Genomic DNA, 18,921 nt, shown 5'->3' with positions numbered 1-18,921 from the left:
GATAATTTCGTCAATGCTTCGCGGGCACGCAATCGACTCTTTACGCCGCCCGAAACGGACGAGTCCCCGTCGCCGGGCGACGGGGACTCGTCCTGACCTGCTGTTACGGCAAGGACAACGACGTGGGCGGCTACTGTGCCTCTCCAGGTTTCCTGGTCAGCAGTGACCGCAGCTCCTTCAGCGCGGCCTCGGTGACGTCCGGCTCGTCGAGGATCAGTTGATGCAGTACGAGACCTTCCAGAGCGGCGAAGACGAGCCGGGTCAGGGCAGGGCTGGTGCCGTCGGGCAGGCTGCGGGACAGCTCCCTCTCGGTGGCCCGGAAGTACTCGTCGTACAAAGCGCGGATCTGCGGCAGCAGTTCGGGCCTGCGCCGTGATTCGAGCATGAGCTCGTACTGGAAGATCTGCATGCCCGGCTCGCGGGTGACCATCTCCGCAAGCCCCGCCGCGAAGTCCGCGATGTCGCCCGTGCCCGGTTCCAGGGAACTGACACTCGTGCTGGTGCGCGCCGCGTGTTCGAAGGCCGCCTCGATCAGCGCGTCCCTCGAACCGAAGTGGTGCACCACGAGCCCGTGCGTGACGCCCGCCTCTTCCGCGACGGCGCGATAGGTGAGCTTGCGCAGCCCGCCCCGGGCCACCACGCGCACGGCCGCGTTGAGCAGGGCCTCGCGGCCGGTCCCGTAGTCCACGCGCTTGCGGGGCCTGGCGGGGGGCTTGTCGGAGGAATCGCTCATGGACGCGACCCTACCCGCACACGGAGGCCGACGGACCGTCGCAGGGGCGTCAGCGCTTCGGCGGGCGGATGCCGCGGAACTCCCAGTCGCCGCCGAGGGCGGTGGACAGCACCTCCTCGGACTCGGTCGGCTGGGCGCCGACGTCGGTGCGGATGGCGGCGGGGCCGGTGACGATGTGGTTGGTGAGCCGGCCGAGGCCCTCGACCTCGACCTCGACGACGTCTCCGGGCTGGACGGGGCGGGAGTTGGCGGGGGTGCCGGACAGGAGTACGTCCCCGGGGTAGAGGGTGATGGTGCGGGCGATGTCGGCGACGAGGTAGTGCATGTCCCACTTCATCTCGTCGGTCGAACCGTCCTGCACGACCTCGCCGTTGACGTAGGTGCGCAGGCTCTTGCCGTGGAAGTCCCAGTCGGTGACCAGGCCGGGGCCGAGGGGGCACAGGGTGTCGGAGCCTTTGACGCGGAGCATGGACCCGGCGTCGGTGTCGCGGAAGTCGTGCAGTCCGTAGTCGTTGGCGATGGTGTAGCCGGCGATGTACTCACCCGCTTCGGCCGGGGAGACGTTCCGCGCGGTCCTCCCGATGACGATGGCGACCTCGCCCTCGTAGTTGAGCCACTTGCAGCCCTCGGGGCGGACGATGGCGCCCTTGTGGGAGTTGAGGGAGGAGGTCGGCTTGTGGAAGTACGTGGGGGTGTCAGGGAGGTCGATCTGGAACTCGTCGACACGGCTGCGGTGGTTGAGGTGGACCGCGATCACCTTGGAGGGAACGATCGGGGGCAGGTGCTGTGCGTCCTCGGTCTTGACGCGTCGGCCGTCCCCGGCGACCAGCTCGTCACCGTCGACGGTGACCTGGACTGCGGCGCCGTCCAGGAGGATGCGGCGGTACTCGGGCATGACAGGACTCCTAGATGCGGCTGTGAGGGGTACGTGGGGCGGGCAGGCCGGTGCCGGTCCAGCCGTCGGCGGGGCGGTCGAACCAAAGGTGCACCTGGCCGGTGCCGATCGAGTTCTCGTAATCGCCGTACTGACGGGCCTTGGCGACGCACGCGCGCTCGCCGAGGGCACCGGCCATCATCAGGTAGTGGAAGAACTTCGCCTCAGGCCTGTACTTCCAGAACGCGTCCATCGTGTCGAGGACCTTGTCGTGGCGGCCCTCCTTGAACCAGGCGATCCGCTCGTAGTCGGCCGCGCGCGCCTCGGGTGTGAAGATGTGCACCGGGTCGCTGGCCTCGTGGTCGCGCAGTTCCCGGAGCGGCCAGAACGTGTGCGACAGCGCTCCAGAGGCGATCAGCAGCACGCGCCGCCCCGGCGTGGCGGCGATACCGTCCGCCAGGGCGCGGCCGAGCCGCAGGTGGTCCTCCATGTCGCCGGTCTGGCAGACCCCGATGGTCACCCACCGCTTGTCGGGCAGGCCCTCGCCGAGGAACTTCCACAGGTTGATGGTGGCGTAGTAGATCGGCAGGTAGTCGTCATCGATCGCGGTGATCCAGGTGCCGTGCTTGTCCGCGAACTTCTCGATGTTGTGGGCCAGTTCGGGATCACCGGGGAAGTCGTACGGCATCCGGCACATCCCGCGCGGCAGCTCCTCCGAGGTGAACAGCCCGGCCCGGCGCTGCTGCGCGGTCACCACGAACTCGACCGTGGTCGCCCAGTGCGAGTCGAGAACCACGACGGTGTCGTAGTCGTCCCGTTCGAAGACGTCCTTCCGGAGCTGGTTCAGGCCCGTGACGAGGGTGATCTCCTTGCCGTGGTTGAGCTCGAGCCTCTCCTCCTGCGGGAGCACGATGGTGGGCACATGGGCGAGGAGGCCGGCCCCGACGATCTCACTCATGGCTCTGCCATCCCTTCGGCGCGGTGACCGTGTTCTTCAGGTCGCAGTAGAAGTCGAAGCTCCAGGTGCCGCCCTCGCGGCCGACGCCGGAGTGGCGGGAGCCTCCGAAGGGCGCCTGGAGGTCGCGGACGAAGAAGCAGTTGGTCCAGACCGTGCCGGCGACCAGCTGGGCGGTGACGCGTTCGGCGCGCTCCGGGTCACCGGTGGCGACGGTGGCGGCCAGCCCGAAGCGGGTGTCGTTGGCGAGGCGGACGGCCTCGTCCTCGTCTGCGAAGGTCTGCAGGGTCAGGACCGGTCCGAAGACCTCCTCCTGCACGATCTCCGAGTCCTGGGCGACGTCGGTGAGGAGGGTCGGCGCGTAGTACTGGCCGTCTCCCCGGTGGCCGCCGATGACCACGCGGGCCCCGGCCGCGGTCGCCCGCTGCACGAACCCGTCGATCTTCTCCAGCTGGCGCGGGTGGATGTTCGGGCCGATGTCGGTGGCCTCGTCACGCGGGTCGCCCTGGGTGAGCTGCCCGGCCTTCTCGACGAAGCGGCGGGTGAACTCCTCGGCGACCGACTCCTGGACCAGGAAGCGCGTTGCGGCCAGGCACACCTGCCCGGCGTTGTCGTACTGCTCCACCGCCAGGTCGACCGCGAGGTCCAGGTCGGCGTCGGCGAACACCAACAAGGGTGACTTGCCGCCGAGTTCGAGGCTGAGCGGGGTCAGGTTGGCGGCAGCCGAAGCCGAGATGCGCTTCGCCGTCGGCACCGAGCCGGTGAAGCTGATCCGGCGCACGTCGGGGTGCGAGGTCAGGGCGTCGCCGATCTCCGAGCCGTACCCCTGCACGACGTTCAGCACCCCGGCCGGCAGCCCGGCCTCGGCGGCGATGTCGGCCAGCAGGGAGGCGGTCAGCGGGGTCCACTCGGCGGGCTTGAGGACGACCGTGTTGCCTGCGGCGAGAGCGGGGGCCACCTTCCACGTGGCCAGCATCAGGGGGGCGTTCCAAGGGGTGATCAGCACGCAGGGGCCGGCCGGGTCCCAGCTGACGTGGTTGGTGTGCCCGCGCGTCTCGAAGTCCTCGTGCTCCAGCTTCAGCAGCCAGTCCGCGAAGAAGCGGAAGTTGTGGGCGACGCGGGGCATGACGCCCCGGCGGTGGGAGCGGAGCAGGGCACCGTTGTCGGTGGTCTCGACGATGGCGAGCTCTTCCAGCCGCTTCTCGACGCCGTCGGCGATGGCGTGCAGGATGCGAGCGCGTTCGGCGCGCGGGGTGGCGGCCCAGGCGGGGAAGGCGGCCTTCGCCGCGGCCACCGCGGCCGTGGCCTCCATCGCGGTCCCTCGGGAGATCTCCCCCAGGACGCTGCCGTCGATCGGTGAGACATCGGGGAACGTTTCGGTGGAGGCGACGCGCTCGCCGCCGATCCAGTGCCGCGTGTCCACGGCGACACCGGCCACCGTGAGGGTGTGCTCGGTCATGTCCGATCTCCAAGTCGTGTGGTGCGTGCGGGGGTTACTCGGCGCCGGACGTGCCGGACTCCAGCAGTCGGCCGCCGTCCCAGACGACACCGACCTGCCGGTAGTAGGCGGCGATCGGCTCGTGGATCTCCAGGCGTGCCAGTTCCTCGGTGGGGGCCTCGAACAGCTCCAGGTCGGCGTCGCCGCGCCATGGCTGCCCGCCCTCGAAGGAGGCGGCGCCGGACTCGATCAGTTCGTCGAGCGCGAGGCCCTTGCCCTTCTCGATGGAGGGCAGCCAGCGGTGATGGGCCATCGGGTGGGCGTTGACGAAGCCGTTCGTCTCCGCCGGCTCGCGCAGGGTCACCACGGTGTGCGCGAGGCGCCGGTCGGCCGCGGCGAGCGTGGCGCCGAAACGGGCCCCCGCCTCGATGCGCGGCGCGGGGCCGTAGGGGTGCGGGCGGGTCTGGTGGATCGAGCCGAGCTTCTTCGGGTAGCCCTGGTGCAGGCCGCGCGCGATGGCGAAGTCCTTGTCGACCCAGATGTAGACGCAGCGCGAGTAGGTCTGTCCCCGGTACTTGCAGCGGACGACCGCGAAGGCCTCCTTGTACTGGGAGAGCACGGGATCGAGCAGTTCGGCGCCGGAAGCCGAGCAGGACTGCCAGTCGGCCCAGATCAGCGCCACCGCGCCCGGGTCCTCGTCGGCGAGCTCCAGTGGCTCGGGAAGCAGTTCCCGCACGCGTGCCGGGTCGGTGCGGTACTCGACGGTGAGCAGGTCGCCGGAGTACCGCCAGGGCGGCGAGGGGACCAGCGACGAGGCTCCGCTCGCCGTCTTGGGGAAGAAGAATCCACGGACGGTGGTCATGTCAGCAAAGTCCTTAGGCGGTGAGGGCGGGCTGCTTGAGCAGTTCGGCGCGGTAGCGGGAGGCGGCGGCCGCCGCGGCCTGACCGCCGAGGGCGACGACACCGGTCAGCCGGCCGCCGGCGTGGTAGCCGACGACGACGTCACCGTCGAGGTCGCCTTCGAGTACGCGCACGTCCTCCTTGCCGAGCACCGGTGCCCCGAAGGACTGCAGGCGGAAGTCGTGCTGGTCGCTCCAGAAGGTGGGCAGCGGTGCGAACGGGGACAGGTCGTGGCCGGCGCCGGTCAGGTGAGCGACGAGGGCCTTCGCGGCGTGCTTGGCGGTGTCCGTGGGGATGCACCAGTGCTCCACACGGCGGGCTACGCCGTCGTAGCGGGCGTTGGGGAAGCGGGCGACGTCACCGACGGCCACCACGTCGGGCCGTCCGCCGACACGCAGGTGCTCGTCGGTGGGCACGCCGTCGCTCAGGTCGAGGCCGTTGCCGTCCAGCCACTCGGTGTTGGCGACCGAGCCGACCGACTCGACCACCACGTCGGCGGGCAGGACGGTGCCGTCGCCGAGAGCGACGCCGGTGACATGGTCCTCGCCGGTGAAACCGGTCACGCCCGTGGCGAGGGCGAAGCGGACGCCGCGCTCTTCGTGACGCTTCAGCAGGGCCCTGGCGAGGAGCTCGCCGAGGGGGGCGACCATCGGCAGGGGCAGCGGGTCGACGACGGTCACCTCGCGGGCGCCCAGAGCGACAGCGGTGGCGGCGACCTCGCAGCCGATGAAGCCGCCTCCGACGACGACCATCCGGGTTCCGGGCCGGGTGAGGGCCTGCCGCAGGCCCTGCGCGTCGTCGATGGTGCGGACCGTGTGCCGGCCGGCGAGCGGGCCGGGGCAGCGCAGGCGCCGGGGCCGCATTCCGGTGGCGACGACCAGGCCGTCGTACGAGAGCGCCTCGCCGTCGTCGAACTCGACGATGTTCTCCGCGAGCCGCGCGGCGACAACCTTGGTCCCCAGCCGCCACTCCGCGTCGGCCACGCTCGCCCGCGGGCGGAAGGCGAGGGACTCGAAGGGCGCGTTGCCGGCCAGGACCTCCTTGGACAGGGGCGGCCGGTTGTAGGGCATGTGCGGCTCGTCACCGACGAGCGTGATGGCTCCGGCCCAGCCGGCGGCCCGCAGTTGCTCGGCCGCGCGCAGGCCGGCCATGGAGGCCCCGGCCACGACAATGCGTGCGTTCATCATCAGCCCTCGATACGGATGGCCTGGAGCGGACACACGTCGGCGGCTTCCTCGACCTCGTCGCGCAGCACGTCGTCGGGGTCGGTGACATAGGCCAGGTGGCCGCTGTCGTCCATGGAGAAGACATCGGGGGCGGCGAAGACGCACTGGCCGTGGTCCTGGCACTTGTTCATGTCGACGACGACCTTCATGGCCGGTCCTCCTGAAAGTGAGGGCGTCGGGGCGAGGAGAGGAAGAGGGGCCCGACCGCTTCGGCCGGGCCCCGGCCAAGGGCCTGGCGACTGACCGGGCCCTAACTCATTTGGCTTCAAACAACATAGGGAGCGGCTCACCCCTGGTCAATACCTATCCATGCGGATAATTTTTTCCCATCCCCTCTTGCGGGGCGTCCGTAGTCCTCATACCGTTTGGTACCAAACAAGTCAGCCGTGCCCCCACCAGCACCGGCCCTCCGACTTCTCTCGCCACCCACACCCCAAGCGCCCGAGGAGACATCGGTGAGCGCAGCCCCAACCCCCAGCCTCCGTCAGCACATGCAACGGCTCGCCGCCGAGGGCATCGACGTGGTGCGCGTGACCTATCCCGACCTCATCGGCACCGACCGCGCACGCGACATCCTGCTGGACCACCTGCCGTCGGCCTGCGACCACGGCCTGGCCTTCTGCCGGGCCGTCTACCACACCAGCCCCCAAGGCGACGTGGTCCCCGTCTCCGGCGGTCTCGACGCCGGCCTGCCCGACGTCACCGTGCGCCCCGACCTGGACAGCCTGATCTCCCTCCCCTGGGAGCCCGGCGTCGTCTCCAGCCTGGCCGACGCCACCGACCCGGCCACCGGCCTGCCCGCACCGGAGTCACCCCGTGATCTGCTGCGCACGGTCCTCGACCGGTGCGCCGAACACGGCCTGCGTCCGGTGGTCGGCCCCGAACTCGAGTACTTCCTCTGCGACGAGGACCCGGCCTCCCCGTGCGGCTGGAAGCGTTATTCCGGCACCACCGGCGCCGTCTACACAGCCGGTCTGCGCGCCGACGGCGACAACCACCTGCTGCGCACCCTGCGCCTGCTGCGGGACATGAACATCGGCGCGACCAGCGGCAACCACGAGTTCGACGGCGGCCAGTTCGAGATCAACCTCACCCACTCCGATGCCCTGTCCGCCGCGGACCGCGCCTTCCGCTTCAAGTCCGCCATCAAGGAGCTGGCCCGGAAGGAGGGGAAACTCGCCACGTTCATGGCCAAGCCGTTCAACGACGCCGGAGGCTCCGGCTTCCATCTCCACCTGTCCTGCGAGAACGACGAGGGCGGCAACGCCTTCGACGATCCGGCAGGGCCGTACGGGCTGTCCACCACCGCACGCCACGCCGTCGCCGGCATCCTCGCCCACGCACCGGCCCTGGCCGCACTGGCCAACCCGACCGTGAACTCCTACAAGCGTTTCGGTCCCGACACCCTCGCGCCGTGGCTGATCGACTGGGGCCTGGACAACCGCAGCGCCATGGTCCGCATCCCGCCCGAGCGCGGCTCCGGCGCACGGTTCGAACTGCGTCTCGGCGACGCCAGCGCCAACCCGTACCTGTTGATCACCGGCACCATCGCCGCCGCGCTGCTCGGGGTGCTGGCCGGCGAGGAGCCCCCCGCCCCCTTGGAGGGGTACGGCTACGACACCGCCAAGGCAGCCGTGCTGCCCATGAGCCTGCCGGCCGCACTGGACGCCCTGGAGGCGGACACGGAACTGACCGACGTCCTCGGCAAGGAGTTCGCCGCCTCCTTCCTCTCCTACAAGCGCAATGAGACCGAACGCTTCCAACGGCACGTCACCGACTGGGAGTTCACCGAGTACGCCTACCACCTGTGACGACTGGGAGCCATGCGATGACGACCGAGACCCCGACCGCCGCCGTGACCGACCCGATGCCGCTGGCGGACGTCAACCTCGCCGACCTGGACAACTTCACCGACGGAACCACCCCGTGGCGGATGTTCCACACCCTGCGTCACCAGGACCCGGTGCACTGGCAGCCCGAGGAGGCTCCCAACTCCGGTTTCTGGGCGGTGACCCGGCACGCCGACATCGCCCGCGTCGACCGCGACGCCGAGACCTTCACCTCGACGAAGTTCGTGAACCTCGAAGAGGTCGACGAGGACCAGATCAAGAAGCGCGCCTCCATCCTGGAGATGGACGGCGTCCGCCACCGTGCCCTGCGCAACGTGATCCAGCGGCAGTTCGGCGCGAGCGTCATCAACAGCTACAGCGACTTCCTGCGCGGCCTGACCGCCAGGACGCTGGACGCGGCCCTCGCCAAGGGCACCTTCGACTTCGTCGCCGACGTCTCCGCCGACTTCCCCATCAACGTCCTGGCCCGGCTCCTCGACGTCCCCCCGGAGGACAACCAGCAGCTCATCGACTGGGGCAACCGCATCATCGGCCACACCGACCCCGACTACGCCGACGTCCTGCTGCACAGCGAGGAGAGCGAGCAGTACCGCGACCTGCCCTTCCGCTCCCCCGCCTCGCTGGAGGTCTTCGAGTACGGCCGTGAGCTGGCCCGCCGGCGGCGCGGCGGCGACGGCACGGACCTGGTCTCGAAGCTGGTCAACACCACGCCGCGCGACGGCATCCCGCTTTCGGCCGAGGACTTCGACAACTACTTCCTGCTCCTGGTCGTTGCCGGAAACGAGACCACCCGCCACACCATCTCCCACTCCATGCTGGCCCTCCTCCAGCACCCCGAGCAGCTGGCGAGGCTGAAGGACGACCCGTCACTCATCCCCACGGCGGTCGAGGAGTTCCTGCGCTGGGCCTCCCCCGTCTACCACTTCCGCCGCACCGCGACCCGCGACGTCGAACTCGGCGGCAAGCACATCAAGGAGGGCGACAAGGTCGTCATGTGGTACGCCTCCGGCAACCGCGACGAGGAGGTCTTCGGCAATCCCTACGACTTCGACGTCACCCGCCGGGACAACGACCACGTCACCTTCGGCAAGGGCAGCCCCCACCTGTGCCTGGGCAACCTCCTCGCCCGCACCGAGATCCGCATCATGTTCGAGGAGCTCATCCCGCGCATCGCCGACATCAAACTCGCCGGCGAAGTCCCGCGCGTGCGCTCCAACTTCGTCAACGGCATCAAGAAGCTGCCGGTCGAGGTCACCCTCGCCTGACCGCCTGACCGCCTGACCGCCTGCCGCATGCCACTGCCCGTCAGTCGCAGCCGCGGCCGCCCGGACGGCTGCGGCCACCCCTCACTACTGCCCTCGAACACGCCCGCCTAGAGGATCACCACGATGACCACTCCCCGCATGCAGCTCGTCCTGAGCGAGAACTGGACCATGACCGCAGGCCGCGCGGATCTGCCGACCGTGCTCCGCTGGGCCCGCGAGGCCGAGGACGCCGGATTCGACTCCGTCATGATCAGCGAGCACATCGTGCTCGGCCCCGACGCCGGAGCCAACGGCGTGATGGGCAATCCCCGCGACTACGCCCTGCCCGGCAACCAAGACCCCTTCACACCCTGGCCCAACTCGCTCATGCTGCTCAGCGCGATCGCCGCTGTCACCGAGCGTCTGCGTCTCGCCGCCTCGGCGGTCATCGCTCCCCTGCGCCATCCCCTGCTCCTGGCCCGCGAGCTCGGCACCCTCGACCTTCTCTCCGAGGGCCGTCTGATCGTGCTGCCCAACGTCAGCTGGAGCCGGGACGAGTACGCGGCGCTCGATGTCCCGTTCGCCCGACGTGGCAAGCTCCTCGACGAACACCTGGAGATCTGGCGGAAGTTGTGGGGCCCCTCCCCCGTGTCCCACGAGAGCGAGTACTACACGTTCCAGGACGTGTACTTCGAGCCCAAGGCATACCGCCCGGACGGCCCCCGGCTGTGCTTCGGCGGCGCGGGCATGCACGAGGCGATGGTGCGCAGGATCGTCCGCTACGGCCACGCCTTCAACCCGCTGGGCAAGGTGACTCCCGAGCAGATGCAGACGCTGAAGACCGCGATGGCCGCCGCGGGCCGCGACATCGCCGACCTGGAGATGATCGGCAGCACCCGCGCCGTGTTCCCCGACGACACCTCCTGCGCCGACCTCGCCCAGGCCCTCGAGCCCATCCCCGAGCAGATGGCCCAGGGATTCACCACCTTCTGCGTCAAGCCCTCGCAGTTCACCGACGACCCGAACGGGGTGGGCGCGTTCTGCCGCGAGGTGATGCGCCGCGTGGAGTCGCTGACCGCCTGACGGCGCCGCCGACTTCCCGCACAGCGGACCGAGCAGCCCGCTGACGACAAGCGGCACCGGGCCGCGGAAGAACGAACCGAACGAGCCAAGGACCACAACATGACGTCTCCCGACGAAGCCGCCGGCACCCGCCCCTCCACTCCCGCCGAAGCCACTCGAATCGATCCCCATCGCCTCCCCGATGTGTCCGGCCTGGTCGTCGGCATCCTCGGCGGCACCGGCCCACAGGGGCGCGGCCTCGCCTACCGGCTCGCCGGCGCGGGCCAACAGGTCGTCATCGGCTCACGGGACACCGCCCGGGCCGCCTCCACGGCAGCAGCCATCGGCACTGACGTCCGCGGCGCCGACAACGCCACCACCGCACAGGAGAGCGACCTGGTGATCGTCGCCACTCCCTGGGAAGGACACGCCGAGCTGCTGGCAACGCTCCGCGCGCAACTCGCCGGCAAGATCGTGGTCGACTGCGTCAACCCTCTCGGATTCGACAAGAAGGGCGCCTACGCCCTACGACCCGAGGAGGGCAGTGCCGCCGAACAGGCTGCCGCGCTGTTGCCGGATTCCCGGGTGACCGCCGCATTCCACCATCTCTCCGCCGTCACTCTGGAAGACCGGCAGATCGAGAAGATCGACACCGACATACTCGTCCTGGGTGACGAACGCGCCGCCACCGACACCGTCCAGGCACTCGCCTCACGCCTCCCGGGCGCACGTGGCCTCTACGGTGGACGACTGCGCAACGCCCACCAAGTGGAGTCGCTGGTAGCCAACCTGATCTCGGTGAACCGCCGCTACAAGGCCCACGCGGGCCTACGCCTCAGCGACGTCTGAGAAGACTCCCAGCGTCGTTCACCGAGCCCCGCCCTCACGTTGCGCCTCCGATCCGGTACGGCCGTGGGACGCAACCAGACTTCATGGACACCGGACGGCACCGTCCCCAGTCGTGCCCCACGGCCTAGTGGCCATGTGACACAGGAGGTCAGCGACCGGCTCGCCGTCGTCGTCGGGTGATCCCACAGCTCCGCGTGCGCACGAAGAGTGACGCCGGTCAGCCGGCCCACGGTCGTGGCCTCTGCTTCAGTTGAACTGTCCGGACAGAGGAACAATGCTGAAGTCATGGGACAGGGCTATACCGCGGCGATCGTCGACATGCAGGGTGTGGTCACGGCCTGGAGCGACGGAGCACGCGACCTGGTGGGATACACCGCCGACGAGGTGGTGAACCGTCCAGCCCACGCACTGCTGGCTGAGGACATCAGGGCCGACACCGTCGCGAACCTCTCGGGCATCGTCGTGCTGCGCCACCGGGATGGCTCGTCCGTTCCGCTCGTGCTCACCGCCCGCGCCGTGCTCGGTGAGAAAGGAGAGCCGTCCGGATACGTGATCACCGTCGATCCCCCCGGCGACCAGGAGCCGACCGTGGCGGGCCAGGCCTTCCAGCAAGCCTCCCTGCCCATGTCCGTGTTCGACACCACACAGCACTATGTGCGGCTGAACGACGTGGCCTGCCGGATCATGGGCGTGCCCGAGGAAGCGCTGGTGGGACAGCACTTTCCGGAAAGCGTCGAGGATCGCCCAGCGCATCGCGGCTGGCTCGATCATCTGCGGCAGGTCGTCGACACAGGCCGTCCGGTCCGCTACGAGAGCTTCACCGGGGCCCCCGCTCTGAACCGGGAACATTCCTGGACCACCGACATGTGGCCGCTGCGGAACGCGGACGGTGAGCTCCAGGCTGTGGGCATCGCGTCGTTCGACAGTACCGAGCAGTACTGGGCCCGGCAGCGTCTCGCTCTGCTCAACGAGGCCGCAGCTTCGATCGGCACCACCCTGGACGTGGTGCGCACCGCCGAGGAACTGATCGAACTGCTGGTGCCCCGGTACGCCGACTTCGCCAGCGTCGATCTGCTGGACTGGGTCTTCGAGGCGGACGGGCTGCCGGACATTCCGTTGCAGGACTTCGTCCTGCGCAGGGTCGCCCACGGGTCAGGCCTGAAGGGAACGCCAGAGGCCGCTGTGCGTGTAGGCGACACCAGCACCTGTTCACCGTCTTCTCCGCCGGCGAAAGCCATGAGGGCAGGACGGGCCGTGGTCAGTCAGGCCGGCGAGCCGGAATTCGTGCGCTGGGTGGCCGAGCGCAACGCGCGTGGCCCCGCGGGCAGCGCCTACCGCAAGGGCGCGCACTCGATGCTCGCCGCGCCGCTGCGGGCGCGCGGTACCACCCTGGGCGTGGTGGTAGGCGTGCGGATCGCCAACCCGGACGACTTCGGCGAGGACGACATCGTCCTCGCCGAGGAGGTCGCCAGCCGGGCCGCCGTGTGCATCGACAACGCCAGACGGTTCGCCCGGGAGCGCGCCACGGCCCTGGCCCTCCAGAACAGTCTCCTGCCACGGGGGCTGCCCGGACAGGCCGCCGTCGAGGTCGCCCACCGCTATCTGCCCTCCGGCTCGCTGGCCGGCATCGGCGGCGACTGGTTCGACGTCATCCCGCTCTCCGGCAGCCGCGTCGCCCTCGTCGTCGGCGACGTCGTCGGCCACGGCATCCCCTCGACGGCGACCATGGGCCGCCTGTGCACCGCGGTGCGCACCCTCGCCGACGTCGACCTGCCACCCGACGAGCTCCTCACCCACCTCGACGACCTGGTCACCCACCTCGCCTCCGACGAGAGCGGCGAGGCCGCGGAACTCGGCGCGACCTGCCTGTACGCCGTCTACGACCCCGTCTCACGGCGGCTGAACCTCGCGGCGGCCGGACATCCGGCGCCCGCGGTGCTGCAGGCCGACGGCAGCGCGGCCCTGGTGGAGATGACGGCCGGACCGCCACTCGGCGTCGGCGGACTGCCCTTCGAGGCGACCGAGATGGAGCTGCCCGAGGGCTCGGTGCTCGCCCTCTACACCGACGGTCTGATCGAGGACCGGGACCGCGACGTCGATCACGCCACCGACGAGCTGTGCCGCGCGCTGTCCGCACCGGTGGACAACCTCGCCATGCTGTGCGACACGGTGCTCAAGGCGGTCCTGCCGGAGGAGCCCAGTGACGACGTCGCACTGCTGCTGGCCCGCACCCGCGCGCTGGGCGCGGACCAGGTCGCGACCTGGGACATCACACCGGACCCCGAGCGCGTGGCCGCGGCCCGCCAGGCCGCCACCGAGCAACTGACGGCGTGGGGACTGGACGAGGCGGCGTTCGTCACCGAACTCGTCGTCAGCGAACTGGTCACCAACGCCATCCGCTACGGCGAACCGCCCATCCAGCTGCGGCTGATCCGGGACCGCACCCTCATCTGCGAGGTCTCCGACGGCAGTTCCACCTCACCGCACCTGCGGCGCGCCCACGCCTTCGACGAGGGCGGCCGCGGTTTGCTGCTGGTCGCCCAGCTCACCCAGCGCTGGGGAAGCCGTCAGACCGGGCGGGGCAAGACGATCTGGGCCGAACAGCCACTGCCGCAGGGCTGACCTCGTCCACGGCCGCGCCGACGGACAGGGCGCCCACCGGCCGCACCCGGAGTACTGACGGTGCCCGTTGATCAGCCGAGTGCGCCGCGCAAGGACACCCCGGCCATGCCTGCGCCCCCCTGGCCTCCTTCGTCGCGACGCTCATGTGCCTCCGTCACGGGGACGGCGGCCGGGACGTGGCGGCCAAGGCCCGGAGCGCGGTGACCGGTTTGCGCAGTCCGTAGGCGACCGCCGTCGCTGTTCCGTCGGTATGGCTCCAGGTCAGCAGCGCGCGTCCGTCCGGCAGGCTGCCCTGGACCGTGGTCGGTTCGCCGGTGAGCGGCAGGCGCCCGACGATTTTGACGGTGCGGCCGGCGACCTCCGTCCAGAAGTAGTCGTCCTGCGGTGGTCCCGACGGAGGCAGGCCGAGGGCGGAGGCCGCCGCGGTCCTGCCCTGGGCGAGGGCGTTGGACCAGAAGGGTGCACGCCGGTCGGGCCGGGTGCCGTCGCCGCGGAGGTAGGTGACGTCGCCGGCGGCGAACACGCCGGGCACGGTGGTGGCGCAGGCACGGTCGATACCGACGCCGAGACGGTCGGCGAGACCCGTCCCCGCCAGCCAGTCGACGCAGGGGGCCTCTCCGGCGCAGGTGACCACCAGGTCCGCGGTGAGTTCGGTGCCGTCGGGGAGCGCCACGCCGCTGACGGGGTCGCCGGTCAGCGTGGCGAAGCCGGTGGCCTGTACGAAGCGGATGCCGTATGCCGCAGCGTGTGCGGTGATCGCGGCGGACAGATGGTCGCCGAGGATGCGTTCCAGCGGCCGGTCGGTGTCCACGACGGTGACCGGGATGCCGCGGGCGGCGCAGGCGCTGGCCACCTCCATGCCGAGGAAGCCCGCCCCGACCACGATCGCCGAGCCGGCGTCCGCCAGGCGGGCGCGGAGCAGGCGGGCGTCGTCCAGGGTGCGCAGGACGAGTTCGCCACGCTGCCCGGGGGCGGCGAGTCTGCGGGCGTCCGCGCCGGTGGCGACGATCAGGGCGTCGTAGCCGACCTGGCGCCCGTCGGCGGTCGTGACGGTGCGGTGCCGGGTGTCGGCCGTGACGGCGGCCGAGCGGATGACGTCGACGTCGAGCCCGTCGAGGTCCAGGCCCAGGGTCCGGTCCGCGGCCGGGTCCTTCAGGACTGCCTTGGACAGGGGCGGGCGGGAGTACGCGCCGTGCTCCTCGGCGCCGAGGAGCACGACCGGTCCGGTGTGGCCGAGGGTGCGCAGCTGGCGGGCGGCGGCGGTGCCGGCGAGTGACTCGCCGACGATGAGCACCGAGCGCGGTGCGCTCACGACAGGACTCGCAGGGCGGCGACCGGGCAGGCGTTGACAGCGGCGCGGGCGGCGACCTGATGCTCGTCGGGGACTTCGGCGCCCTCGAAGTGGTAGGTGAGTTCGGCGTCGTCGTCCAGGCTGAAGATGTCGGGAGCCTGGTCGGCGCACAGGCCGTGGCCTTCGCAGCGTGGATGGTCGACGGAGATTTTCATGGTGCTGTCCTCAGCTGTCCTCGAACGGGCGAGCGGCGGGGGTTCAGGCGGGGATGAGTTCGAGCGGCAGGCGCTCGAGGCGGTGGATGATGTTGTTCAGGGCCCACTCGGGTGTGCCGGCCACCTCGATGCGGTCGACGCGTTCGAGCAGGGCGTGGAGGATCGCGGAGGTCTCCAGGCGGGCCAGGCCCTGGCCGGCGCAGCCGTGCGTGCCCTGCCCGAAACCGAGTTGGCGGGCGGCGTCGCGGCGGATGTCGAAGGTGTCCGGGTCGTCCCACTCCAGCGGGTCACGGTTGGCGGAGCCGTACAGGACCAGTACCCGGGAGCCCTTGGGGAGGGCGACGCCCGCCAGTTCCGTGTCACGGGCGGCGGTGCGGGAGAAGGCGCGGATCGGGGATTCGTAGCGGACGACCTCGTTGACCGCTTTCGAGACGAGGTCGGGGTCCGCCTTCAGCAGACGCCACTGTTCGGGGTGGGTGGCGAACAGGTAGAGCGCGCTGGAGATGGCGCTGATGGTGGTGTCCAGGGAGGGCGCCAGGTAGTCGATCATCATGGTGACGCACTCGGCGGGCATGATGCGGCCCTCGTCGGCGGCGCGCAGCAGGTCGTGGCCCATGCTGCCGTCCAGCACGGACCGGTCACGGACGACACCGCGCGCGTAGCGGAGCATGCCCAGGGACGCGGGCAGTGTGCGCACCGCCTGGCGGTTGATCGGGCCCAGAGCGTCGAAGGTGGCACCGGCCCAGCGCAGCAGATCCTCGCGGCCCTGCTGGGGCCAGCCGACCAGGTCGGGCACGACGGACATCGGCAGCGCGGTGGCGAGCTCCACCGCGTCGACCGTCCGCCGGGCCACGGCTGCCTCGACCACGGCGGCCGCCTGCTGTTCGACCGTGTCCTTCATCGTGCGCAGCGCCCTGGGGGTCAGGCGGTGCGCGAGGAGGGAACGGCGGCGGGCGTGCTCCTCGCCGTCGCTGCACAGCGTGGTGCCCTGGCCCAGCCGGTTGGCGACGGGGTTGAGGCCGACGCCGCCCGAGGAGACGAAGGTGTCGTCGTCCAGCAGCACTTGCTTGCACTCGGCATACCGCGGCAGGGCGTAGACCTTGTGCTTGCTCAGCCAGACCACCGGGCCGAGCTCACGCAGTGCGGCGAAGTGCGGATGAGTGTCGCGGATGGCCGACGCCGAGTACAGATCCGGACGGTAGACGGGGATCTCCGTGAGCATGGGCATGAAGGGCCCTCCTGAAGGAGCCGCGAGGGAGCGGGGGGATGAAGGGTGCGTGTGGGGCAGGCGGTCCGCGGACGGCTGACGGGGGCGCAACCTCGGCGAGGTCCCGCTCCTCATCCCGTTGCACGGACGGATGCCGCCAGCGCAACAACGCCGTAATGACGAAATACTCAAGCTTGATGGAATGCCACGTCAAGGGTTACGGCCAAGAAAACGATGAACTCATCAGAACTGCTGATGCTCTCCTGGATGCCGCGTGCCCAGGCTTGGGCTAGAGGACGGCATCGAGGCCCGAGGGGCCGGCGTGCTTCTCTCCGTCCAGCTCGGCCCAGACCGTCTTGCCCTGCCGGGCATGGCGTGTTCCCCACCGCTCGGCGAGCTGCGCGACGAGGAACAGACCGCGTCCGCCCTCGTCGAACGTGCGGGCCCGGCGCAGATGCGGGGTGGTACTGCCGGCGTCGGACACCTCGCACAGCAGGGAGCGGTCACGGATGAGACGCAGACGGATGGGAGGCCGTCCGTAGCGGACGGCGTTGGTGACCAGTTCGCTGACCACCAGCTCGGTGACGAAGGCGAGGTCCTCCAGTCCCCAGGCGGCCAGCCGCTCGGAGGCGTTCGCACGGGCCCGGGCGACGGCAGCCGGCTCGGCGTCCACGTCCCAGGCGGCCACCTTGTGGTCCCCGAGGGCACGGGGACGGGCCAGCAGCAGAGCGACGTCGTCGTAGGGCCGGTCCGTCGGTACCAGGGCCTGAAGCACCGTGTCGCAGGCGGCTTCCAGGGACGCGGAGGGCTGCGCAAGGGCCTGGCGCAGCAGGGTGAGACCTGCGTCGATGTCTCGGTCGCGGCCTTCGACCAGACCGTCGGTGTACAGGGCGAGCAGGCTGCCTTCGGGCAGGTCGACCTCCGCCGCCTCGAACGGCAGTCCGCCCAGGCCCAGCGGTGGGCCTGGCGGCAGTTCCAGTAGGTCGACGGTGCCGTCACCGTTCACCACGGCGGGCAGCGGGTGCCCGGCGCGGGCCAGGGAACAGCGACCGTCGACGGGGTCGTAGACGGCGTACAGACACGTGGCACCGATTTCCCCGGCCGTTTCCGTCTCCGCGTCGCCCGACGCCTCGGCGGACAGCCGGATGACGACGTCGTCCAGGTGCGTCAGCAACTCCTCGGGAGGCAGATCGATGTCGGCGAGGGTGCGCACCGCGGTGCGCAGGCGCCCCATGGTGGCGGCGGCGTGGATGCCGTGGCCGACCACGTCGCCCACGACCAGGGCGACCCGGGCACCGGACAACGGGATGACGTCGTACCAGTCGCCGCCCACACCGGCCTGGCCGCCGGCCGGCAGGTAACGGCAGGCGACCTCGACAGCGGACTGCTCCGCCGTGCGCCGCGGCAGCAGACTGCGCTGCAGAGTCAGGGCCGTGCTCCGGGCATGCGTGTAGCGGCGTGCGTTGTCGATGGCCACGGCCGCCCTGGCCGCGACCTCCTGGGCGAGGAACAGATCCTCGTCGTCGAAGGGAACGGGGTTGCGGTGACGGCAGAGCCGCGCGACGCCGAGAGTGGCGCCGCGCGCGCTCAGCGGCACCACCAGCGTCGAGCAGGCCGGGTGAGGACCGACGGTATCGGCCGGATCCGTCGGCATCGCCGTGTGCCGGGAGGGCTTTCCGGTGGCCAGGGCCTGTTCCGTGACCGATCCGTCCGGGCAGGCGTGCACCGTCCCCAGCCCCGCAGGCGGCTCCGGGCCGCCCTCCTGTACCGAGGACGCCTGGGCGATCCGGTGCAGTACGAGGTGGCCCGGCGCCGGGGTGTCGTGCCCGTGGATGACGGAGTCGAGCAGGTCGACGGTGACCGCGTCGGCGAAGTGGTCGAGGGCGAGGTCCGCCAGCTCCTGGGTCGTGCGAGCAATGTCCAGGGTGGTCCCGATGCGCACACCGGCCTCGTTCACCAGGGACAGCCGCCACCGCAGGCGACGGTCCCGCTCCTCCTGGAACGCCATGACACCCTGCTCGGACGCGTCTTCCACGTATCCGTCGGCCATCGCGAGCAGGAGGCGCGCTGCAGAGCTGACCAACTCCGCGTCCTTCGTCAGCCGCGGCATCTCGGCAAGCAGTCTGTCCAGGATGACGCCCTGACCGAGCCGGAAGGCTCGCAACAGGGCTGTGACCGGGACGCCGTGCCGGGCCAGCCGACGTGCCCGTTCCAGCTCGGCGGCCGGCGGGTCCATCTCGCTCGGCTCGATGCCGTGTTCCAGGCCGGCCAGCACGCCGACCACATGCTCCGCGATGTTCTCGGACGTCATGCGGACCAGATCCGGGTTGCTCCACAGTTCGGGAACCGCACGCCGCAGGCACCGCACCACGTCGGCGATCACCTCGTCCGCCACGGGCCCGAGGTCGCCGGCGACACGGGACACAAGGCTGGCGGCCGTGTACTCCACACAATC

16 protein-coding genes are annotated in these 18,921 nt (G+C 70.5%); 5 read left to right on the top strand and 11 right to left on the bottom strand.

The window, feature by feature from the left end; translation table 11 throughout:
* Positions 1–130: 130 nt before the first annotated feature.
* From M2163_RS45455 to M2163_RS45425, 7 genes are read right to left on the bottom strand one after another with little or no spacing between them, the layout of a single operon-like run.
* Positions 131–733: a TetR family transcriptional regulator gene (locus tag M2163_RS45455; RefSeq protein WP_280897078.1), complete on the bottom strand. Its 603-nt coding sequence runs from the start codon at positions 731–733 to the stop codon at positions 131–133.
* 49 nt (positions 734–782) lie between these two features.
* A complete protein-coding gene (locus M2163_RS45450; protein WP_280846978.1) occupies positions 783–1,628 on the bottom strand; it encodes a fumarylacetoacetate hydrolase family protein in 846 nt (281 codons plus the stop codon).
* Positions 1,629–1,638: 10 nt separating this feature from the next.
* The gene (locus M2163_RS45445) at positions 1,639–2,565 is read right to left on the bottom strand and encodes a 3,4-dihydroxyphenylacetate 2,3-dioxygenase (RefSeq protein ID WP_280846979.1); all 927 of its coding nucleotides are present in this window, start codon (positions 2,563–2,565) and stop codon (positions 1,639–1,641) included.
* Positions 2,558–4,021 (bottom strand): aldehyde dehydrogenase, encoded by a 1,464-nt coding sequence (locus M2163_RS45440; protein ID WP_280897077.1) that lies wholly within the window; start codon positions 4,019–4,021, stop codon positions 2,558–2,560. Before M2163_RS45440 ends, M2163_RS45445 begins: the two co-directional genes overlap by 8 nt.
* Positions 4,022–4,055: 34 nt before the next feature.
* Positions 4,056–4,862, bottom strand: coding sequence for an acetoacetate decarboxylase family protein (locus M2163_RS45435; protein WP_280846981.1), 807 nt, complete (start codon positions 4,860–4,862; stop codon positions 4,056–4,058).
* Positions 4,863–4,875: 13 nt separating this feature from the next.
* Positions 4,876–6,084: an FAD/NAD(P)-binding oxidoreductase gene (locus tag M2163_RS45430; RefSeq protein WP_280853974.1), complete on the bottom strand. Its 1,209-nt coding sequence runs from the start codon at positions 6,082–6,084 to the stop codon at positions 4,876–4,878.
* Between the two features lie 2 nt (positions 6,085–6,086).
* Positions 6,087–6,275 (bottom strand): ferredoxin, encoded by a 189-nt coding sequence (locus M2163_RS45425; RefSeq protein ID WP_280846982.1) that lies wholly within the window; start codon positions 6,273–6,275, stop codon positions 6,087–6,089.
* A gap of 306 nt (positions 6,276–6,581) precedes the next feature.
* Between M2163_RS45425 and M2163_RS45420 the strand changes: the two genes are divergently transcribed.
* The 5 genes from M2163_RS45420 (at position 6,582) to M2163_RS45400 (ending at position 13,753) form a co-directional block, all read left to right on the top strand.
* Positions 6,582–7,937 (top strand): glutamine synthetase family protein, encoded by a 1,356-nt coding sequence (locus M2163_RS45420; RefSeq protein ID WP_280897076.1) that lies wholly within the window; start codon positions 6,582–6,584, stop codon positions 7,935–7,937.
* A 17-nt stretch (positions 7,938–7,954) separates the two neighbouring features.
* Positions 7,955–9,241 carry a cytochrome P450 gene (locus tag M2163_RS45415; RefSeq protein ID WP_280897075.1) on the top strand — a complete coding sequence of 429 codons (1,287 nt, stop codon included), beginning with the start codon at positions 7,955–7,957 and terminating at the stop codon, positions 9,239–9,241.
* 123 nt (positions 9,242–9,364) lie between these two features.
* Positions 9,365–10,303: a TIGR03619 family F420-dependent LLM class oxidoreductase gene (locus M2163_RS45410; protein ID WP_280846985.1), complete on the top strand. Its 939-nt coding sequence runs from the start codon at positions 9,365–9,367 to the stop codon at positions 10,301–10,303.
* Positions 10,304–10,402: 99 nt separating this feature from the next.
* Entirely contained in the window at positions 10,403–11,131 is a 729-nt protein-coding gene (gene npdG / locus M2163_RS45405; protein ID WP_280897073.1) for an NADPH-dependent F420 reductase, read from the top strand.
* Between the two features lie 285 nt (positions 11,132–11,416).
* Entirely contained in the window at positions 11,417–13,753 is a 2,337-nt protein-coding gene (locus M2163_RS45400; protein ID WP_280846987.1) for a SpoIIE family protein phosphatase, read from the top strand.
* A 154-nt stretch (positions 13,754–13,907) separates the two neighbouring features.
* Here the strand turns inward: M2163_RS45400 and M2163_RS45395 are convergent, their stop codons facing one another.
* The 4 genes from M2163_RS45395 to M2163_RS45380 all read right to left on the bottom strand — a co-directional run bounded on the left by M2163_RS45395 (position 13,908) and on the right by M2163_RS45380 (position 18,915).
* Entirely contained in the window at positions 13,908–15,065 is a 1,158-nt protein-coding gene (locus M2163_RS45395; RefSeq protein WP_280897072.1) for an FAD-dependent oxidoreductase, read from the bottom strand.
* On the bottom strand, positions 15,062–15,259 hold the full coding sequence (locus M2163_RS45390; protein WP_280846989.1) for a ferredoxin: 198 nt from the start codon (positions 15,257–15,259) through the stop codon (positions 15,062–15,064). The genes M2163_RS45395 and M2163_RS45390 overlap by 4 nt, the downstream gene beginning before the upstream one ends.
* A 43-nt stretch (positions 15,260–15,302) precedes the next feature.
* Entirely contained in the window at positions 15,303–16,487 is a 1,185-nt protein-coding gene (locus M2163_RS45385) for a cytochrome P450 (RefSeq protein WP_280846990.1), read from the bottom strand.
* A gap of 268 nt (positions 16,488–16,755) precedes the next feature.
* Entirely contained in the window at positions 16,756–18,915 is a 2,160-nt protein-coding gene (locus tag M2163_RS45380) for a SpoIIE family protein phosphatase (RefSeq protein WP_280897071.1), read from the bottom strand.
* Positions 18,916–18,921 lie beyond the last annotated feature (6 nt).

The sequence above is a fragment of the Streptomyces sp. SAI-135 genome (assembly GCF_029893805.1).
In the GTDB taxonomy this organism is placed as follows: Bacteria; Actinomycetota; Actinomycetes; order Streptomycetales; family Streptomycetaceae; genus Streptomyces.
This window is presented reverse-complemented; position numbering and strand designations above follow the sequence as displayed.